This window comes from Lysinibacillus xylanilyticus (genome assembly GCF_001183605.1).
Taxonomy (GTDB): domain Bacteria; phylum Bacillota; class Bacilli; order Bacillales_A; family Planococcaceae; genus Lysinibacillus; species Lysinibacillus xylanilyticus.
This window is the reverse complement of sequence record NZ_LFXJ01000001.1, coordinates 20068-38464: the sequence shown is the minus strand read 5'-3', so window position 1 is coordinate 38464 and position 18397 is coordinate 20068. Positions and strand designations below refer to the sequence as shown.

19 protein-coding genes, 1 tRNA gene and 1 other RNA gene are annotated in these 18397 nt (G+C 37.6%); 4 read left to right on the top strand and 17 right to left on the bottom strand.

From position 1 onward, the window contains the following. Nucleotides 1-177: 177 nt before the first annotated feature. From ACZ11_RS00175 to ffs, 6 genes are all read right to left on the bottom strand, one after another. Complete coding sequence (locus tag ACZ11_RS00175) at nucleotides 178-450, bottom strand: pro-sigmaK processing inhibitor BofA family protein (RefSeq protein WP_049662546.1); 273 nt, start codon at nucleotides 448-450, stop codon at nucleotides 178-180. A gap of 342 nt (nucleotides 451-792) precedes the next feature. After that, nucleotides 793-1008: a YaaL family protein gene (locus ACZ11_RS00170; RefSeq protein ID WP_049662544.1), complete on the bottom strand. Its 216-nt coding sequence runs from the start codon at nucleotides 1006-1008 to the stop codon at nucleotides 793-795. 13 nt (nucleotides 1009-1021) lie between these two features. Beyond that, nucleotides 1022-1618 carry a recombination mediator RecR gene (gene recR, locus ACZ11_RS00165; protein ID WP_049662542.1) on the bottom strand — a complete coding sequence of 199 codons (597 nt, stop codon included), beginning with the start codon at nucleotides 1616-1618 and terminating at the stop codon, nucleotides 1022-1024. 11 nt (nucleotides 1619-1629) lie between these two features. Next, a complete protein-coding gene (locus ACZ11_RS00160; RefSeq protein ID WP_049662541.1) occupies nucleotides 1630-1944 on the bottom strand; it encodes a YbaB/EbfC family nucleoid-associated protein in 315 nt (104 codons plus the stop codon). Nucleotides 1945-1965: 21 nt separating this feature from the next. Further along, nucleotides 1966-3753, bottom strand: a complete 1788-nt coding sequence (gene dnaX / locus ACZ11_RS00155) for a DNA polymerase III subunit gamma/tau (protein WP_049662539.1) — start codon at nucleotides 3751-3753, stop codon at nucleotides 1966-1968. Nucleotides 3754-4045: 292 nt separating this feature from the next. Further along, nucleotides 4046-4313, bottom strand: an RNA gene (gene ffs, locus ACZ11_RS24775) — signal recognition particle sRNA large type. 547 nt (nucleotides 4314-4860) lie between these two features. Here ffs and ACZ11_RS00150 point away from each other — a divergent pair. The 4 genes from ACZ11_RS00150 to ACZ11_RS00135 all read left to right on the top strand — a co-directional run bounded on the left by ACZ11_RS00150 (nucleotide 4861) and on the right by ACZ11_RS00135 (nucleotide 8885). Then, nucleotides 4861-4953: transfer RNA gene (locus ACZ11_RS00150), tRNA-Ser, on the top strand. Nucleotides 4954-5378: 425 nt separating this feature from the next. Further along, a complete protein-coding gene (locus ACZ11_RS00145; protein ID WP_049662538.1) occupies nucleotides 5379-6641 on the top strand; it encodes an ATP-binding protein in 1263 nt (420 codons plus the stop codon). Then, nucleotides 6642-7520, top strand: a complete 879-nt coding sequence (locus ACZ11_RS00140; protein WP_049662535.1) for a response regulator — start codon at nucleotides 6642-6644, stop codon at nucleotides 7518-7520. Between the two features lie 90 nt (nucleotides 7521-7610). Further along, nucleotides 7611-8885 (top strand): cation:dicarboxylate symporter family transporter, encoded by a 1275-nt coding sequence (locus ACZ11_RS00135; RefSeq protein ID WP_049662533.1) that lies wholly within the window; start codon nucleotides 7611-7613, stop codon nucleotides 8883-8885. Between the two features lie 199 nt (nucleotides 8886-9084). Here the strand turns inward: ACZ11_RS00135 and ACZ11_RS00130 are convergent, their stop codons facing one another. The 11 genes from ACZ11_RS00130 to ACZ11_RS00080 all read right to left on the bottom strand — a co-directional run bounded on the left by ACZ11_RS00130 (nucleotide 9085) and on the right by ACZ11_RS00080 (nucleotide 18290). Further along, nucleotides 9085-9717, bottom strand: coding sequence for an RraA family protein (locus tag ACZ11_RS00130; RefSeq protein ID WP_049662531.1), 633 nt, complete (start codon nucleotides 9715-9717; stop codon nucleotides 9085-9087). A 139-nt stretch (nucleotides 9718-9856) separates the two neighbouring features. Continuing rightward, on the bottom strand, nucleotides 9857-10765 hold the full coding sequence (locus tag ACZ11_RS00125; protein WP_049662530.1) for a methyl-accepting chemotaxis protein: 909 nt from the start codon (nucleotides 10763-10765) through the stop codon (nucleotides 9857-9859). Nucleotides 10766-11016: 251 nt separating this feature from the next. After that, on the bottom strand, nucleotides 11017-11550 hold the full coding sequence (locus ACZ11_RS00120; protein WP_338048263.1) for an LOG family protein: 534 nt from the start codon (nucleotides 11548-11550) through the stop codon (nucleotides 11017-11019). A 342-nt stretch (nucleotides 11551-11892) separates the two neighbouring features. Beyond that, nucleotides 11893-12561: a deoxynucleoside kinase gene (locus ACZ11_RS00115; RefSeq protein WP_049662527.1), complete on the bottom strand. Its 669-nt coding sequence runs from the start codon at nucleotides 12559-12561 to the stop codon at nucleotides 11893-11895. Beyond that, nucleotides 12558-13196, bottom strand: a complete 639-nt coding sequence (locus ACZ11_RS00110) for a deoxynucleoside kinase (RefSeq protein ID WP_049662524.1) — start codon at nucleotides 13194-13196, stop codon at nucleotides 12558-12560. The genes ACZ11_RS00115 and ACZ11_RS00110 overlap by 4 nt, the downstream gene beginning before the upstream one ends. 215 nt (nucleotides 13197-13411) lie before the next feature. After that, a complete protein-coding gene (locus tag ACZ11_RS00105) occupies nucleotides 13412-13633 on the bottom strand; it encodes a hypothetical protein (protein ID WP_049662521.1) in 222 nt (73 codons plus the stop codon). Between the two features lie 187 nt (nucleotides 13634-13820). Continuing rightward, nucleotides 13821-16232 carry a heavy metal translocating P-type ATPase gene (locus tag ACZ11_RS00100; RefSeq protein ID WP_049662519.1) on the bottom strand — a complete coding sequence of 804 codons (2412 nt, stop codon included), beginning with the start codon at nucleotides 16230-16232 and terminating at the stop codon, nucleotides 13821-13823. 72 nt (nucleotides 16233-16304) lie between these two features. Next, nucleotides 16305-16511 (bottom strand): copper chaperone CopZ, encoded by a 207-nt coding sequence (copZ, locus tag ACZ11_RS00095; RefSeq protein WP_049662517.1) that lies wholly within the window; start codon nucleotides 16509-16511, stop codon nucleotides 16305-16307. A gap of 60 nt (nucleotides 16512-16571) precedes the next feature. After that, a complete protein-coding gene (locus ACZ11_RS00090; RefSeq protein ID WP_049662516.1) occupies nucleotides 16572-16904 on the bottom strand; it encodes a metal-sensitive transcriptional regulator in 333 nt (110 codons plus the stop codon). Nucleotides 16905-16980: 76 nt separating this feature from the next. Further along, nucleotides 16981-17934: a cation diffusion facilitator family transporter gene (locus tag ACZ11_RS00085; RefSeq protein ID WP_049662514.1), complete on the bottom strand. Its 954-nt coding sequence runs from the start codon at nucleotides 17932-17934 to the stop codon at nucleotides 16981-16983. Between the two features lie 20 nt (nucleotides 17935-17954). Beyond that, nucleotides 17955-18290 carry an ArsR/SmtB family transcription factor gene (locus ACZ11_RS00080; RefSeq protein ID WP_049662513.1) on the bottom strand — a complete coding sequence of 112 codons (336 nt, stop codon included), beginning with the start codon at nucleotides 18288-18290 and terminating at the stop codon, nucleotides 17955-17957. Between the last annotated feature and the right edge of the window lie 107 nt (nucleotides 18291-18397).

Genomic DNA, 18397 nt, shown 5'->3' with positions numbered 1-18397 from the left:
TTGTTCAGTTTTCAAGGTTCATTTCGTCGCCGCTTTCTCGGTAGCAACTCTTATATAATATCACGTCGCAAACTCTATGTCAACAACTAAATTTTTAATTTAAAACTCATTTGTTTTTCAACAGTTATCTTAACGACTCTTATTACTATACCACAATATTTTTGTTTTGCAAGCATTTTATAAAAAATATACTAAAGCTGTTATTCCTATCACACCCGGAATACCTAATATAGCAATTGTGAATACTGAAAATAGATTAATCGGTACATTATAGCCTGCATACCCTATGCCTAAGTGAATAATAAATAATAGTAGAAAGGCAAAAGCAAATCTAAACCAAAACACAGACATTCCCTCTAATATTTTACCCATCTTGGCATGTCTTATTATTATATAAAGAAAAAGAAGCACTACAGGTACACAAAAACTCATAATTACTAACCACGACACATGGTTTCCCCCTTAACAATATAATTATGAAAGTTTATGTTCCCTGTTTTACTTCTATGAATATCAATTATGCCTCGGCATAATTGATACTGACGCTTCGCTTTCACGCAGATAAACAATGCGTCCGGATTTAGGCCCGCATGAGGACCAACACGCTGTCGGTCATTTCAGTAATGCCACAAGACTTAGCGATTTTACCGATACAGGTCAGCTGTTGTCGCATGGATTCGATGATTTTGAACAAACACCCTATATGAACTTCTCCTGGTTCTACGACATCCACCAGAGGCATTAATTAATTTCAGCGGATGTTTGGACACCCGCTGAAATTAGTAAAAACTATTATTTAATTAATACTCTCCGAATTCTAGCTTCCTTGAATAAATAAAAATGTATACTTTCCGCCGCTTTTCGTTGAGCAATTACTTCTAAATCATAGTCATCTAGTAGTTCTTCAATTATCTTTGCCTGCTGTAAATCCTCTTTTGTTTCTTTTATAAGATTCACAAGCTTGTCATCGAATTCTTTTTTTAATTTTCCCTTACTGCGGAAGAACATATTAATCCCTCACTCACAATTCTCGGCGACCTTCCATTGCCTTCGATAACGTTACTTCATCTGCATATTCTAAATCTCCACCAACTGGTAGTCCATGAGCAATCCGTGTTGTTCGAATGCCAGATGGCTTCACTAGACGAGAAATATACATAGCTGTTGCCTCGCCCTCAATAGTTGAATTCGTAGCTAAAATAAGCTCTTGAACAGTCTCATCCTGCAAACGAACTAGTAGGGAAGCGACGTTAATATCCTCTGGACCAATACCATCCATAGGTGAAATAGCTCCCTGTAATACATGATACATACCATTGAAATCGCGCATTTTTTCCATCGCAATCACATCTTTTGTATCTTGGACAACACAAATAATAGAATGATTTCTTTGTTTGTCTGTACAGATATGGCATGGATCTACATCAGTTATGTTGCCACATACGGAGCAGTAGCTTAAATTTCGTTTAGCATCAATTAATGCCTTTGAAAAGGATAAAACGTCATCCTCTTTCATTGTTAACACAAAAAACGCCAGACGAGCCGCGGTTTTCGGCCCGATACCTGGCAATTTCATAAAACTATCAATAAGTTTCGATATTGGTTCTGGGTAGTACATTTATTTACCTCCTAGAACGGAAGGTTCATGCCTTGAGTGAATTTACCCATCGTTGCATTCGTTTTTTCATCTACTTTTTTCAATGCTTCATTTGCAGCAACAACGATTAAATCTTGTAGCATTTCGATATCGTCCGGATCTACAACTGATGGATCAAGATTTACTTCTACAATTTCACGTTGACCAGTTACAGCTACTTTCACCATACCGCCACCAGCTGCGCCTTCAAATTGCTCTGCGTTTAAAGCCTCTTGAGCTTCCATCATTTCCTTTTGCATTTTTTGCATTTTTTTCATCATACCTTGCATATTTCCCATTCCGCGCATAAACATATTCCTCCTAAATGATTAATCTTCAACAATTTCAATAAAATCTTTACCAAACAGCTTTTCTGCTTCCGTCACAAGTGGATCTTGTGAAGCAAGCGGTTGAGCATCGTCGATAAACGGCCCCTCCGGCATTTCTGCCGGTGGTGGTTCTAATAATTCCATTTCATGATCGGTTTCATTCTGAGATTTTTTCTGCTGCTCTAAGCCATGATCACGAATAAACTCTTCACGTAATTTTAACCAAGCTTCTTCAGGCGTACAAAGCATTTCATACATAGTACCAGTTTGCCCTGCAATTAATTGTGTGAACTGAGCTTTTAGGGATTGATTATCAGCAACCATTTGACAATGAATATCATACTTGAATTTTAACACAAAAGCACTTGATGATGCCGCAACAGGTTCAGCCTCAGCTAAAAGAGCTGATTGGGATTTTTGCATTTGGCTTAACGCCTGTGCCCAAACCGATTTAATACGTTGCACATCTTGCTTTGTAGCATCTTTTAGTATCTCTTGAATACGGCCTGTTGGTGCTTTATAGCCATTTGGACTTTTTGCTCGTGGACGTTGCTCTTTTGGTGTTTGCGCCGTTTGCACAGGAGCACCAGCTTGTAATTGGGCTGATAGTTGTTGCACCATTTGCTCAAGTGCCACGATTTTTTGAGCGAGCTCCGGGCTCATAGCTACCTCACCCGAAGTGGTAGTCTGACCAACTGCACCACCCGAAAACTGCACCATTTTAAGTAACGCTGTTTCTAAGTATATCTTTGTATGATGGGAGAACCGCATTTCTTGCTGTGTTTTCGCTAAAATATCAATGTAACCATATAGCAAATCCGGTGCAAAATCATGAGCTAATGTAAATACTCGCTCCTCCGGTGATACTAGTTCTAATAATTCAGCCAAATCTTCACTTGTTTGCAATAATAATAAATCCCGGAAAAATGTAATCAAGTCCTCTGAAAGTCGAAGAGGATCTTTCCCATCCGCAATAAGCTGTTCTAGTAACGCAAGCATTTGTGCGACATCTTTTACTTTAAGAGCTTCTGCTAATTCATAGAAAACTTCCTGACTAATAGAACCTGTCACAAGTAATGTATCCTCAAGCTTCAACTTTTCTCCACTGAAGGAAACAACCTGATCTAATAAACTTAAAGCATCACGCATACCACCAGCTGCTGATTGTGCGATTACCTTTAAACCTTGTTCCTCAAATGGTAACTCAATATCCTCTAATACAACTTTCATGCGCTCTATAATATCATTGGTAGAAAGACGTTTGAAATCAAAGCGCTGACATCGCGAAATAATCGTTGCGGGCAATTTATGAGGCTCTGTCGTTGCTAAAATAAATACAGCATGAGAAGGTGGTTCTTCTAACGTCTTTAAAAGGGCATTGAAAGCACTTGTAGAAAGCATATGCACTTCATCAATGATATACACTTTATATCTGCAACTCGCAGGAGCAAATCGAACTTTCTCAATGATGTCTCGGATTTCTTCAACGCGTGAATTAGACGCAGCGTCAAATTCAATAACATCTGGGTGAGAACCGTCTGTAATGCTTAAACAAGTAGCACATTCATTACAAGGCTCTTTTGACGGTGCATGCTCACAGTTTAAAGCCTTTGCAAAAATTTTAGCCGTACTTGTTTTCCCGGTACCACGTGGGCCAGAAAATAAATAAGCATGTGTTGTTTTATTCGCTAGGAGAGCATTTTGTAGCGTTCTTTTGACATGCGATTGACCAGACATCTCTCGGAATGATTGCGGTCGATACACACGATAAAATGCTTGATACGTCAACGATTTCCTCTCCTCTTCTTCATTATATAGAATAGTTCTATTATAGCATTTGCTTCATTATTTATAAAATAGTGTCACCGTTTTTCTAAAAATTCAGGACGATTCTCTTTCGCTTCCTGTAGTGAAACTGATGCTTCCAGCTCTTAACGGCCGCCTCGCACAATTTGTAGCTTCCTTAAACATTCTGGAAACATTCTGGCGATTGCACTTCCGTCCCAACAAATATTATAAAATCATATAAAAAACGCATCCGCCTTTTGTAGACGGATGCGTTTGAATTGGCAATTTAATGCCGTGCACCTTTCTTCGACAGCCGCACATAAGCGTTACTCTTGTCGTTAGCTCAGATTAGGCAACCCCGCGGCACATGAATAAGACCACTTAATGCTGCTTCCTTCCGGACCTGACATAGTTCATGGGTATCCATTGCGCAGGACCCAATCGTCAACACTACGTGCAAAAGGCAGACCAAACAATACGGACAGCCTCGAAAAAGGAATTCAGTCTCGCTAGAGCGGATTGCGAGTTACAGGACACCGCTACCTTCCCACCTAGCACGGCAATATCTAGTATACTCACTGTTTTCATAAATTGCAACTTAATACACATAATAATTCTTTGGAATATTCTATCTGAACTGTAAAAAAGAAATTATCAATCAATTATGCCTAGGCATAATTGCGTCAAGGAACAGTTTTATGCTTAGGCCTGCACGAGATCCAACACGATATTGGTCATTTCGGTAATGCACAAGATGTGGCGTTTTTACCGATGCAGGTCAGTTAGCCGTTATCACATGGATGCGATGATTTTATACTAACATCCTATATATGTATGTACGAATTCTATTCCCATTATGGTGACATCCACCGGAGGCTTTAGGCCAACAGATGTTTATTGCGCGAAAGCGTAGCGTCAGAGGCAGAAACAGGTCCTTTTTGTTGATAAGTTACTACAGGACATGGCGTTCTTAGACTGAGTTCCTCTATTTTTCACATACGTTACGAAAATAATTGCTGAAAGAAAAAAAATAAAAAATCTGTTGACGTGAATTTTATAATATGATAAATTAAATCTTGTCGATAAGACAACGCAATAAAATACCATGGAGGTATACCCAAGTCTGGCTGAAGGGATCGGTCTTGAAAACCGACAGGCGGGTAACCCCGCGCGGGGGTTCGAATCCCTCTACCTCCTCCAGTTTTAAAATTCCGACTACGAATGTAGCCGTTTTTTTTTGCTTAAAAATTGTATGTAATATTTTCTATATGCCACTTCCACTTAGGTTGTGGTATTTTTTTATTGTAAATTATGATTTTATAACCGATCAATTATGCCTCGGCATAATTGCGTCCGGAATCGGCTTTGTGCTTGCACAAAGCACTCCTTTCCTATTCCGTGACATCCGCCGGAGGCTTTAACTTGTTTCAACGGGTGTTTGGACACCTGCTGAAACAAATTAATAATCTATAGCATTATTTCATCTAGACAAACGCGCTTTCGTTTCGAAATCGCATTCCGCCTCAACGCAACATCAAAAGTAGTGGTACAATTACCTTTATTCCAAACACACAAACGAGCACTTTTAGCATAAAGCTCGTTAATATTATTAGGGAGGATTTTTTATGCGCTCGAAATTTTACATATCTCGTGCTTCCCTCACTTGGATTTTCACAATTGCTCTGCTAACCGCTATCGGTAGTGAGATTAAAATAACGCCTTTCGTTAATACAACTTTTCGTTTCGGATTAGGAAGTATTATTTTCTTTTTATGCACTCTACTTAGACCTACACCAATCATTTTGGCTGGATTTACTACGAGCATCGTGACAACCATTTTTCGAGTTATCATTAATTACTCTTTACATGATGTTCCATTAGTCGATAGTTTACTAATACATTTACCTGCTGCTGCATTTTATATATTATTTGCAATATGCCTACAAATTCTAAGCATTCATCAATATAGAGAACAACCACTATTGCTTGGATTACTAGTTGCGTTTAGTGAAGTTTTCAGTAATCTAGTGGAACAACTATTTCGTTTTTTTATAAATTCTTATACTTTTTTATTCCTTCATGATTTACTAATACTACTAGCAGTTGCTTTATTACGTAGTTTCTTTGTTGTTGGTATTTATAGTTCCATTTTAATTGCTGAGCAAAAAAAACGCGTTCAGGAAATGCTTACAATCGGCTCAGATTTATATGTTGAGACACTTTATTTAAAAAAATCTATGAACCACATAGAAGCAATTACAGTCAGTGGATTTGAATTATACAGACAATTAAAATCACTAGGCTATCGTGCAGAAAGTTTACAGGCACTTCATATTGCCCAGGAAATTCATGAAGTGAAAAAGGATTCACAACGCATTTATGCAGGTATTTCTAAAATTGTTGGCGAAAAGAGCTTTGGCTCTCTTAGATTGTCAGAATTATTACATTATATTGAGGACGGCAACAGTAAGTACGCTAATTTCCTCGAGAAAGAAATTGAGTTTAAAATAAATATTGAAATTGATTTTCAGACGAAAGAACATATTGCATTGCTTGCACTTTTGAATAATTTAACAGCTAATGCTATAGAAGCAATTGAAGATCAAGGCAGCATTTCTATTGCCATTCAGCAGCAACAGGATGATACTGTAATAACAGTATGTGATAACGGGAAGGGCATTCCTCAAAATAATCTCTCTATTATTTTTGAACCCGGATACACTACAAAATACAATGTTGAAGGCGTAGCAGCAACAGGTATTGGGCTTTCACATGTTGTTGAATTAGTAAATAAATTAAATGGCTCAATAACCGTTGAATCAAATATTCAAAACACGATGTTTAAAATTACAGTTCCTACGCAAACTATTCAAACGGGAGAGACTTAAATGAGGTATTTTATTGTAGATGATGATCGTGCAAGTCGGGTCATGTTAAAACAAATTATTGAAGATAGTGGCTTAGGTACAGTTATTGGTGAAGCACGTAATGGTGAGGATGCCATTCCACAAATTTTAATGACACAGCCAGAATTTGTGTTGATCGATTTACTTATGCCCAAGCTTGATGGGATAGCAACAGTCGAACACCTTATTCAAAATCGTTTTGAGGGACAATTTGTCATGATTTCTCAAGTAGTGAATAAGGAAATGGTTGGTGAGGCATATGAGCAAGGTATAGATTTTTTTATTCATAAACCTATAAACCGTATTGAGGTTGAGAATGTTTTACGTAAAACAACTGAACAATTTCGCCTGAAAAATTCATTGCTTATTATTCGCCAATCACTTACAAATATTGATTTAAGTGAACAAATAAATCATAAAGCAACATCACGCGATCATATTCAATCCATCTTAAATGATATGGGTATCGTTGGTGAGATCGGAAGCGAAGATATTATTGCTATCATTGAAACATTACTTGCTCATCAGCACAAAATTGCACCACTTCCTCCATTAAAGGAGCTTTATGAGGAAATTGCTGTTGTCACAAAGGCTACACCCGATGAAATTTTGAAGGAAAGTAAAGCCATTGAACAGCGTGTGCGCCGTACTATATTAGCAGCGATGATAAATCTCGCCAATTTAGGTGTTGTAGATTATACAAACTCCGAATTTGAATATTACGCACCTCGATACTTTGACTTTATAGAAATTCGTCTGCTTATGACTCAGATAGAAGATCACAAAAATCGCAAAGCAAAGGTTAATATTAAGAAGTTTATTCAGGTATTATATTCAGACATTTTAACTAAATTAAATTAATTTTCTCGGATTTTGTCGGATTTCATAAGTCCTCCGTATTATTAAAGTAAGGCAAGTCCTAAAAATTTAATATTAGGGGGTACTAAGGTTTTGAAGAAGAAATTTAGACTCAGTTTAGCCACTCAAATTTTAGTCGGTTTGGTTTTAGGGATAATTGTTGGCGGAATCTTTTACGGAAGTCCAAAAATCGAAACATATTTACAACCTTTAGGTGATATTTTCCTTCATCTAATTAAAATGATTGTTGTACCGATTATTATTTCAACTTTAATCGTTGGTGTAGCTGGAACTGGAGATATGAAACAGCTTGGACGATTAGGCGGTAAATCGCTTCTTTACTTCGAAGTTATTACAACAGTAGCAATTGTAGTTGGTTTACTTTCCGCAAACTTATTCCAACCAGGCGCGGGCGTAAACATGAACGAGCTCTCTAAAGGAGATATTTCGAAATACGTTGCAACTACAGAAGAAGTACAGCATGAAGGACCATTTGATATTATTGTAGGCATAGTACCGACAAATATCATTCAGGCAATGTCTGAAGGTGATATGCTTGCTATCATTTTCTTCTCAGTTATTTTTGGTTTAGGGGTTGCTGCCATTGGCGAACGTGGTAAACCAGTATTAAACTTCTTCCAAGGGGTAGCAGATACCATGTTCTGGGTAACTAACCTCGTAATGAAATTCGCTCCAATTGGGGTATTTGGTTTAATTGGTGTAACCGTTTCCAAATATGGATTCGCTTCACTAATACCACTTGGCAAACTCGCTATACTTGTTTATGCAACAATGCTATTCTTTATCTTTGTCGTTCTTGGTCTTGTGGCCAAATTTACAGGTATCAGTATCTTCTTCTTAATTAAAGTATTAAAAGATGAGCTGATTTTAGCATTCTCAACAGCAAGTTCTGAAGCTGTGTTACCGCGAGTTATGATGAAAATGGAGAAACTAGGTGCTCCAAAGGATATCGTATCCTTTGTTATTCCAACAGGTTACTCCTTTAACCTAGATGGTTCTACACTGTATCAAGCTATCGCTGCTTTATTTATTGCTCAAATGTACGGTATTCACCTAAGCATTGGTGAACAAATTACGTTAATGCTTGTATTAATGGTTACATCTAAAGGGATTGCAGGTGTTCCAGGAGTATCCTTCGTTGTGCTTCTAGCAACTTTAGGTACTGTCGGCATTCCAATTGAAGGTTTAGCATTTATCGCAGGTATCGATCGTATTCTTGACATGGGACGTACAGTCGTTAACGTAATTGGTAACTCACTTGCGTCATTAGTAATGGCGAAATGGGAAGGCCGTTTCGATTCAGAGAAAATGAAAAATTACTTTAAAAACAATGAAAATTTAGCATAAAAATTAAAAAAATCCTCACGATGTATGGATGGCATCGTGAGGGTTTTTTTATTTTAATCAATTATACCTCGCATAATTGCGTCTGGAGGCTTTAAGGCCAACAGATGTCTTTTGCGCAAAAGCGAAGCGTCAGCGGCATGATGTTGGTCACTCAGTCGTTGCCACAGGATGTGGCGTTCTTAGACTGAGTTCCTCTATTTCAGCTTCTGCTAAAAGAAGTTAAAACTTTATCTAAATAAGCAATAATAGATTCTTTTCCATTTGCATGTGCCTCTTGTGCACGTATCTCATCTTTTTCAAGCTTTAACTCAGCAGCTGCAACAATCCGCTCCACATCTTCATGTGGTACGACAACTACACCGTCCACATCCCCAATGATATAATCACCAGGACGAACAGATACGCCCCCAATAGCAATAGGAACATTGACTTCGCCGCCACCGTTTTTATTGCCAGCTGCAACCGTTGTGCCAAGTGAAAATACAGGAAAGTCCAACTCACGAATAGCCGCAATATCACGAATAACACCATCAACGACAAAGCCCTGTACACCAATACCCTGCGCTAATGAAAGAATAAAGTCACCGGCAACCGCACGATTGGTATTCCCTTTAGCGTCAATTACTAAAATATCCCCTTCTTCAGCCGCTCGAATAGCTTCCAATACTGCACCGTTTTCACCATCTGGTAAACGCACTGTTACCGCACGGCCAGCAATTTTATAATGATCTGCTAACGGTTTAATATCACTGCGTAAATTCGTATGTCCTCCTGTCGCATCTGAAACTGCAGTCGTTGGCAAATGCTTGAAACTTACTTCCACCTTTGTCATCAATAACACCCCTATTATGATTTATGAAAGCTTACACAATTATTGTAAATAAAAATTATCTACTATTCCAATATATATATCAGAAGATTGCGGAAATTATGCATTACTTACGCTACAGAAAACAATTACTGAAAGTAAGTTAAATTATTTCGGTAAAATGTCTTGATTGTTCATCCAATGCCTCTGCTGCAGTAGCAATTTCGGCAAAATCATTTGTCGTTACATTAATTTGACCATTTGTTTTTTCAACTTTTTCAGCTATACGTGTGATACTTTCAGTGACTTTTCCAATCTCTCGCTCAATGCCCTCAACATTATCTTTTACTTCTGAGATAGATTGCTCCACCCTTGCTGAAAGTTTTCTTACCTCTTTTGCTACAACATCAAAGCCTCGGCCATACTCACCAGCTCTTGCTGCTTCAATAGCTGCATTTAGTGCAAGTAGATTTGTCTGAGAAGCAATTTCTTGAATGGTTTTTACAATCCCTTTAATAGATTCAGCTTGCTTCTGAAGCTGCGCAAGATTTCTGACATTATCGGCTGACTCTTGTGAAACTTCTTTCACTGTTTCCAGTAAATCCTCGCTATTTTGAATACCAGCCTCCGAACGGATATGAAGCTCTTTAGACATAACCTTTAATGTATCAGCTACACTAACAATTTCATCTTGACGTTCAGTAATATTTGTTGCGATTTTCGATACGCCAAGTACCTTACTTGAATTATTAGCAAAGACAGGCATATAAGTAGCCTCAAGCCAAATTCTATTTCCGCTTGCATCCATCCTTTCGATTTTATCCTGATAACTATTGCCAGTGGATAAGTTGCGCCAGAATTTTCCGTACTCTATACTATTCACAAATTCCGGCAAACAGAAATCCTTATGATCTTTTCCTATCATTTCCTCCACTTTATAGCCTAATGTCTTAGCAAAAAGTTCATTTACATAGGAAACTTTATGGTTCATATCAAAACGGATAATGGCTATATTTCGTTCAATTGCCAGCACTACTAGCTCATCAGTAACTTGTGTATCTATTGTCTGCATAATCTACACCTCAATTATTCTATTAGTAAACTAAAATTTAGATCATAACTATAACGTGTGGCTTATATCCGTTCCGACTGGGTTCTTTCCTGGGGACATTCGATGAGCCCCAAGGAGTTGAGCAGCCACTCCAATCAACTTATATACAAGGCATACGTTCTAACAAATCCATCTCAGCAATAAACTTGAAATTTACATAAAAATTATTTTTACGAGCCAAAAGAATTTATTGTAGAAAAAACATGGGGATATTACCCACGCTTTTTCACAAAATTTAATACTTCTTCCGGTGTAGTAGCTACGTGAATAAGTGGTTTTTGTTCAGCTCGTATAAAACCTTCCTCAAGCATTTTCTGAAGTTGTTGTAAAAGCGCATCATAAAAGCTATTTACATTATATAAAATTACGGGCTTTTCATGTAATCCGATTTGTGCCCATGTAAACACTTCAAAATATTCATCCATTGTCCCACCACCACCTGGTAAAGTTATAAAAGCATCTGCTAACTCTACCATTTTGGCTTTGCGTACATGCATGGACTCAACAAAATGAATCTCTGTTAACGAGACATGTGCTATTTCCCGCTTCTGTAAATGAGTTGGCATCACACCAATAACCTCTCCACCAGCTGCTAGTACTGCATCTGCTACTTTCCCCATTAATCCTGTTTTCGAACCACCATAAACGACACCGTGACCATTTTGAGCTAATACAGTCCCTAATTCGGCTGCCTTCTCTGCATAAATTGGGTTTATGCCTAAGCCAGAACCGCAATATACCGCTATTCTTATAGTAATCCCCCCTATTCAAAAAACGTGACACAATAGGTTACATATTGTCTCACGTCTTTTGATCATTTATTTTCTTCAATTACTTGTTTCTGCGTCGTTACTCTTTCGAAATTTAACCATAGTTCATTTCCTATTTACGTAAATGACTTGTTTGTGCCTGTCGCTTCGCTTTCGGCCAGAACGCCAAAATTTATCTTCCTATTGTTTTAGAAATATTAGCTTTAATAAACCTTCTATTTACGTAAATGACTTGTTTGCGCCTGCCGCTTCGCTTTCGGCCAGAACGCCAAAATTTATCTTCCTATTGTTTTAGAAATATTAGCTTTAATAAGCCTTCTATTTACGTAAATGACTTGTTTGTTTTAGCATATGACTGATGCGGCTCACAATTGAATCAATTGCTTCGGGATTTTTTAATAAATCATAATCATTAATATCTAAACGTAGAACTGGGCATGAATTAAAATTATTGATCCAGTTCTCATAGCGGTCATGCATTTCAATCCAATAATCATTCGGTGTTTGTTGCTCCATTGTACGTCCACGCTCTTGAATACGTCCAATTACAGCATCAATTGGCCCTTCTAGATACACAAGTAAATCTGGATGAGGGAAATACGGTGTCATCACCATCGCATCAAATAAATTTGTATACGTCTCGTAATCTGTTGGGCTCATTGTACCTTTGTCATAGTGCATCTTAGCAAAAATTCCTGTATCTTCGTAGATGGAGCGATCTTGAATAAACCCGCCACCATATTCAAAAATTCGCTTCTGCTCCTTAAAACGTTCCGCTAAAAAATACACCTGTAGATGGAAGCTCCATTTTTCAAAGTCCTCATAAAATTTATCTAAATATGGATTGGTATCCACCTTTTCAAATGACGTACGGAAATTTAGCGCCTCTGCTAACGCCTTTGTCATTGTTGACTTTCCTACACCAACCGTACCAGCGATTGTAATGACCGTTTGTGGAGGAATATCATATTTCTCTCTCAAATTCATTGTTGCAAGCTCCTTTGTTGTAACGTGTCCCTTATTGTTTGTAAAACATATTTCAAATCATTTGGATTTTTTACGAAATCAAGCTGATCACCATTAAATCGAATAACAGGAATTTCGGGATGCATTTTCTCAAAATGCTCGATAAAGGAATGATAATCTGCCACTAGTTGCTCCATGTAATCTCGTGAAATCATTTTTTCAAATTCACGACCACGCATCGCAATACGTTTCATCAACGTATCAACACTGGCATGTAAATAAACAACTACATTTGGAACAGGCATATCTTTCGTTAATATTTTATAAATTTCTTCGTATTTATCGTACTCGGTTGATAGCAATGTACGCTTGGCAAATATTAAATTTTTAAAAATATGGTAGTCCGCTACAACAGGTTTATCATTCATTAAACGAAATTTTTTTATATCTGATAATTGTTTATAGCGATTACAAAGGAAGAACATTTCCGTCTGGAAACTCCACTCCTCTATGTCTTCATAAAACTTATTTAAAAAAGGGTTTTCGTCTACTATTTCTTTTAATAGATGGTAATTAAATGTTGCTGCAAGCTCTTTAGATAAAGAGGTTTTACCAACACCAATCGGACCTTCTACCGTAACAAATGGAACCGTCACTAGAAGCTCCTCCTTTATGTTCTATGGATTCTATCATCAATTACCCCATTCTCGAGGTTTGTATAATTATATCAATTATGCCTCGGCATAATTGTGTCCGGAGGCTTTAGGCCAACATNTCCTTTATGTTCTATGGATTCTATCATCAATTACCCCATTCTCGAGGTTTGTATAATTATATCAATTATGCCTCGGCATAATTGTGTCCGGAGGCTTTAGGCCAACATGATGTTTTTTGCGCGAAAGCGTAGTGCTAACGTAGCGTCAGCTGCATGATGTTTTTTGCGCGAAAGCGCAGTGCTAACGTTAGCGTCAGCTGCATGATGTTGGTCACTCAGTCGTGCGTTGTTGTTGCTGTCGCTTCGCTTTCGCACAGAAAGAAAACCTGTTGCTGTCGCTTCGCTTTCGCACAGGCAAATTGCCACAGGACGTGGCATTCTTAGACTGAGTTCCTCTATTTCAGAAGTTAAAAATGAATCAGTGCTTTTCATTGTATCATAGTGAGAAAGTGAAAAACAGAATCAAACTATTTCTCTATTAAAATAGGAGGCAAAAACCAATTCTGTGACATCCGCTGAAATAAATAAAAAAATAGACCCACTCAAAGTGGATCTATCGTTACCCTTATAATTTAACTCGCTGTAAGCGCAGTGCATTTAAAACGACAGATACTGAACTAAACGCCATTGCTGCACCTGCTACCCAAGGAGCTAGTAAACCGATTGCTGCAATTGGAATGCCTAATGTATTGTAAGCAAATGCCCAGAATAAGTTTTGTTTAATATTGCGCATTGTTTTACGGCTCATGATGATAGCATCCGCAATACTGTTTAAATCGCCACGAATAAGTGTGATATCCGCTGCTTCCATAGCCACGTCTGTACCGGTACCAATCGCCATCCCAATATTCGCTGTCGCTAGTGCCGGCGCATCATTAATACCATCACCAACCATAGCTACTTTTTTCCCTGTAGCTTGCAGTTTTTTCACTTCATTAGCCTTGCCTTCTGGAAGTACTTCTGCAATTACATGATTCACACCAACTTCTGCTCCAATTGCTTGTGCTGTACGTTCGTTATCACCAGTCATCATAATAACGGTAATGCCCATTTCTTGTAAACGACTAACCGCTTCTTTTGAAGTATCCTTCACTGTATCAGCAACTGCTAATAGACCAGCATACTGACCGTTAATCGCAGCTAACATTGCCGTTTTACCGCTTTCCTCTAATTGCTCCATTGTTGGTAGGATATCATCAATATGAATACCGTATTGCTGCATCAATTTACGAGTACCGATGACAACTCCTTGACCAGATACAGTCGCTTGCACACCGTAACCTGGTATTGCTTCAAAGAATTGAACATCTCCGAGATCAATACCGCGATCAGCAATTCCTTGAACAATCGCTTCTGCTAACGGATGTTCTGATTGCTTCTCCGCTGCACCAATTAACGATAAAAAGCGTACTTCGTCTTGATTTGCCGCTAGTACAACATCCGTTAATACAGGTTTGCCGTGTGTCACTGTACCTGTTTTATCAACAACTACTGTATCGATGCTTTGCGTTTGCTCTAAATGCTCTCCACCTTTAAATAAAATACCGAATTCCGCCGCACGACCAGAGCCTGCCATAATAGATGTTGGCGTTGCTAATCCAAGCGCGCATGGACAAGCGATAACAAGAACTGCAATTAATACTTCAAGTGCAGGCGTAAATTCACCAGGTTGCACCCAGATAATCCAAATTAAAAACGTGACAAGTGCAATGCCAACAACGATTGGTACAAAGACGCCCGAAATTTGGTCTGCTAAGCGCTGGATGGGTGCTTTGGAGCCTTGTGCATCTTCTACAACTTTAATAATTTGAGCCAAGGCCGTATCACGACCGACTTTAGTTGCTGTCATTTTAATAAAGCCATTTTTATTAATAGTGGAACCAAATAATAGGTCACCTTGCTTTTTATCAACAGGTAAACTTTCCCCTGTTAACATCGATTCATCTACAGCTGTTGTTCCTTCTAATACCTCACCATCAACAGGAATTTTTTCACCAGGCTTCACTAAAATAATGTCACCAATGACTACTTCTTCTAATGGTACTTCTTTCTCCACACCGTCACGAACAACGATGGCTGTTTTTGCCTGAAGGCCCATTAATTTTTTGATTGCTTCTGATGAGCGACCTTTTGCTTTTGCCTCAAATAACTTACCTAATAAAATTAAAGTAATTAATACGGCACTCGTTTCAAAATATAGGTGAGGGGCATGATGTGACCCTACAGTAACAATCGCTTGATAAACACTATAAAAATACGCCGCAGATGTTCCCATTACTACAAGTACATCCATATTGGCACTACCATTACGTAAAGCTTTGTAAGCTCCAACATAAAATTGCTTCCCGATGATAAATTGAACAGGAGTAGCCAACACCATTTGTACCCATGGATTCATTAAAAACTCAGGGACATATAAAAATGATGTAAATGAAAAATGTCCTACCATCGTCCACAGTAAGGGTAATGAAAGAATGGCCGATAAAATAAATTTATTCTGTTGTTGTTTGATGGCCTGCTCACGATGATCCTCAGTTTCTTGCTCATCTGCTTTTTGATGCGCCTCATATCCTAATTTCTCAACTTTTGCAATAATATCTGCAATCGTCACCTCAGATGGGTTAAACTCAATAGTTGCTTTTTCGAGTGCTAGGTTTACGTTCGCAGAGGATACACCTGCTAGTTTATTTAAACCCTTCTCTATGCGTGTAGCACAGGCTGCACATGTCATGCCCGTAATATTAAATTCAGTTTTTTGTTTCACGACACCATAACCAAGTGCTTCAATTTTCTTTTCAAAGTCTTCTTCATTTAATTTTGACGGATCATATTTAATAGATGATTTTTCAAGAGCCAAATTAACTGTCGCTTGTTCTACACCATCCATTTTATTTAAACCTTTTTCTATACGAGTGGCACAGGCTGCACATGTCATACCTGTAATTTGCAAATTCGCTTCCTTTATTTCCGAACTCATGATCATATCTCCTCTCCACATACCAACAGGGGGTATATAATTTTTAAAATAAGAGAGTGCTACAAGAGCACCCTATTTAACATCATAGCCTTGATCGTCAATTGTTTCTTTAATTTGGTCTAGAGATACTTGTGTTTCGTCAAATGCTACATCTACTAAACCATCAGCTAAGTTTACTTTTACTTGTTCAACGCCAGTTAAAGCACCAACACTTTTTTCCACTGAGTTTACACAATGCCCACATGACATTCCTTGTACGTTTAAAGTTACGTTTTGCATAAAATATCTCTCCTTTTATTTTTAAAACTGTATAGGGGTATATATTTATTAAAAGAACTTTTACTTTTTCATTAACTTTTGAATAGTTACTACTAATTCGTCTAACACTGCCTCATCACCTTCTGATAGGCGATCTACTACACATCCCTTTAAATGACCTTCTAATAATATCTTTGCTACGCTATTTAAAGCAGACTGTGTGGCAGACAGTTGCGTAATAATATCATCACAGTAAACATCTTTGTCAATCATCCCTTTAATACCTCGAATTTGACCTTCAATTCGATTCAAACGAGTCGTTAAATCCTTTTTAACGCGTTCAGGATGATGGCTTTTTCGACACGAAGTAGCTTCCTCTGTATGACAAGCATCTTCTTTCACTATATCCTCCATTTAATACACCTCCTGCCTTAACTTTATATTACCATACCCACGAAGGGTATGTAAAGTTTAAAATTTTTAGAATTTTTTAATGATGGTGGTGATGATTTGACTGTTCATTTTTTATTGTACATAAAATTGAATTATCATGCTTATGTGCTACTGTTTCCAATTGAATCGTTACATGCTTTATGCCCTTATGCTCAAGATTATGTTCGATTTCTCGCAATATATTCTCACTATCCCCAATTTTCAGCTGACCCTCAACAACTGCATGACAAGAAAGTGCATTCGTTCCACTTGTTATTGTCCAAATGTGTAAATCGTGAATGCTATGAACACCATCTGTTTGTACAATAGTTTGTATAATTTCCTGAACGTCTACGTTTGAAGGTGTTCCTTCCATAAGAATATGAACAGCAGCCTTCGTTACATAGTAGCCGCTTCTCAATACTAATATTGCAACAATAACACTCGCAAGTGGATCGGCCCAACCCCAACCAAAAAACATAATTAAAAGTGCGGCAACGATGGCCCCTACAGATCCAAGCATGTCGCTTAATACGTGTAAAAAAGCCCCACGCATATTTAAATTATCTTTTGTATCACTGCCACGCATCATAATCCAAGCTACTAAAATATTCATCAAAAGACCAATTGTACTAATAACTAGCATACCTGTAGTTGCTACTTCTGGTGGATTTGCAAAGCGTTCTATTGCTTCATAGAAAATGAATAAAGCAATCAAAATTAAAGTTACACCATTTAATACCGCTGCTAAAATCTCAAATCGTTTATAACCGTATGTTTTACTATAGCTCGCAGCCTTTTCTCCAAATATAAAAGCAAGTAAGGCTATCGCTAATGAAATTGAGTCACTTAACATATGTCCTGCATCTGATAAAAGAGCCAAACTATTTGTTAAATAGCCACCGATCGCTTCAACAACCATATAACTTGTAATAATAATAAATGATACTATTAACACCTTTTTATTTGCGCCATGTGTATGGTCATGGCTGTGATCATGATTATGTCCCATGTTTTACCCCTCCATTAACTCTAGTTATGTGTAGCATGCTCAATAGCTTGCATCAACAAATTCATAATGTGATCATCATCTTTTGAATAATATATAGTTGTGCCTTCTCTTCTATATTTCACTAACCGTAAATTTTTCAAAAAACGTAATTGATGTGAAACTGTGGATTGACCTAAATCTAAAATTTCGGCAATGTCGTTGACTGAATGTTCATCCGTACATAATAAATTTAAAATACGAATTCTTGTCGGATCACTTAATGCTTTAAATGTTTGAGACACGACGAATAGCGTTTCTTCGTCTAAATGTTTTTCCTTGTTATTATGAACCTCTGTATTTTGTAATTTTTCATCCATTTAGTTTACCCCTAACCTTTTTGTATTTATATATGAGCATATGTTCATATATAAATACAGATGGTTATATTGGAAATGTCAACGTTTTAACTTCTTACTGAATTCGG

Bases quoted from the DNA above. Each gene is read 5' to 3' on its own strand.
- ACZ11_RS00115 (WP_049662527.1), bottom strand. From the start codon at position 12,561: ATGAATTTGAGAGAGAAATATGATATTCCTCCACAAACGGTCATTACA.
- ACZ11_RS00080 (WP_049662513.1), bottom strand. From the start codon at position 18,290: ATGGATGAAAAATTACAAAATACAGAGGTTCATAATAACAAGGAAAAA.
- ACZ11_RS00130 (WP_049662531.1), bottom strand. From the start codon at position 9,717: ATGACAAAGGTGGAAGTAAGTTTCAAGCATTTGCCAACGACTGCAGTT.
- recR (WP_049662542.1), bottom strand. From the start codon at position 1,618: ATGTACTACCCAGAACCAATATCGAAACTTATTGATAGTTTTATGAAA.
- ACZ11_RS00145 (WP_049662538.1), top strand. From the start codon at position 5,379: ATGCGCTCGAAATTTTACATATCTCGTGCTTCCCTCACTTGGATTTTC.
- ACZ11_RS00170 (WP_049662544.1), bottom strand. From the start codon at position 1,008: ATGTTCTTCCGCAGTAAGGGAAAATTAAAAAAAGAATTCGATGACAAG.
- ACZ11_RS00125 (WP_049662530.1), bottom strand. From the start codon at position 10,765: ATGCAGACAATAGATACACAAGTTACTGATGAGCTAGTAGTGCTGGCA.
- ACZ11_RS00100 (WP_049662519.1), bottom strand. From the start codon at position 16,232: ATGAGTTCGGAAATAAAGGAAGCGAATTTGCAAATTACAGGTATGACA.
- ACZ11_RS00105 (WP_049662521.1), bottom strand. From the start codon at position 13,633: ATGCCACGTCCTGTGGCAATTTGCCTGTGCGAAAGCGAAGCGACAGCA.
- ACZ11_RS00140 (WP_049662535.1), top strand. From the start codon at position 6,642: ATGAGGTATTTTATTGTAGATGATGATCGTGCAAGTCGGGTCATGTTA.
- ACZ11_RS00085 (WP_049662514.1), bottom strand. From the start codon at position 17,934: ATGGGACATAATCATGATCACAGCCATGACCATACACATGGCGCAAAT.
- ACZ11_RS00090 (WP_049662516.1), bottom strand. From the start codon at position 16,904: ATGGAGGATATAGTGAAAGAAGATGCTTGTCATACAGAGGAAGCTACT.
- copZ (WP_049662517.1), bottom strand. From the start codon at position 16,511: ATGCAAAACGTAACTTTAAACGTACAAGGAATGTCATGTGGGCATTGT.
- ACZ11_RS00160 (WP_049662541.1), bottom strand. From the start codon at position 1,944: ATGCGCGGAATGGGAAATATGCAAGGTATGATGAAAAAAATGCAAAAA.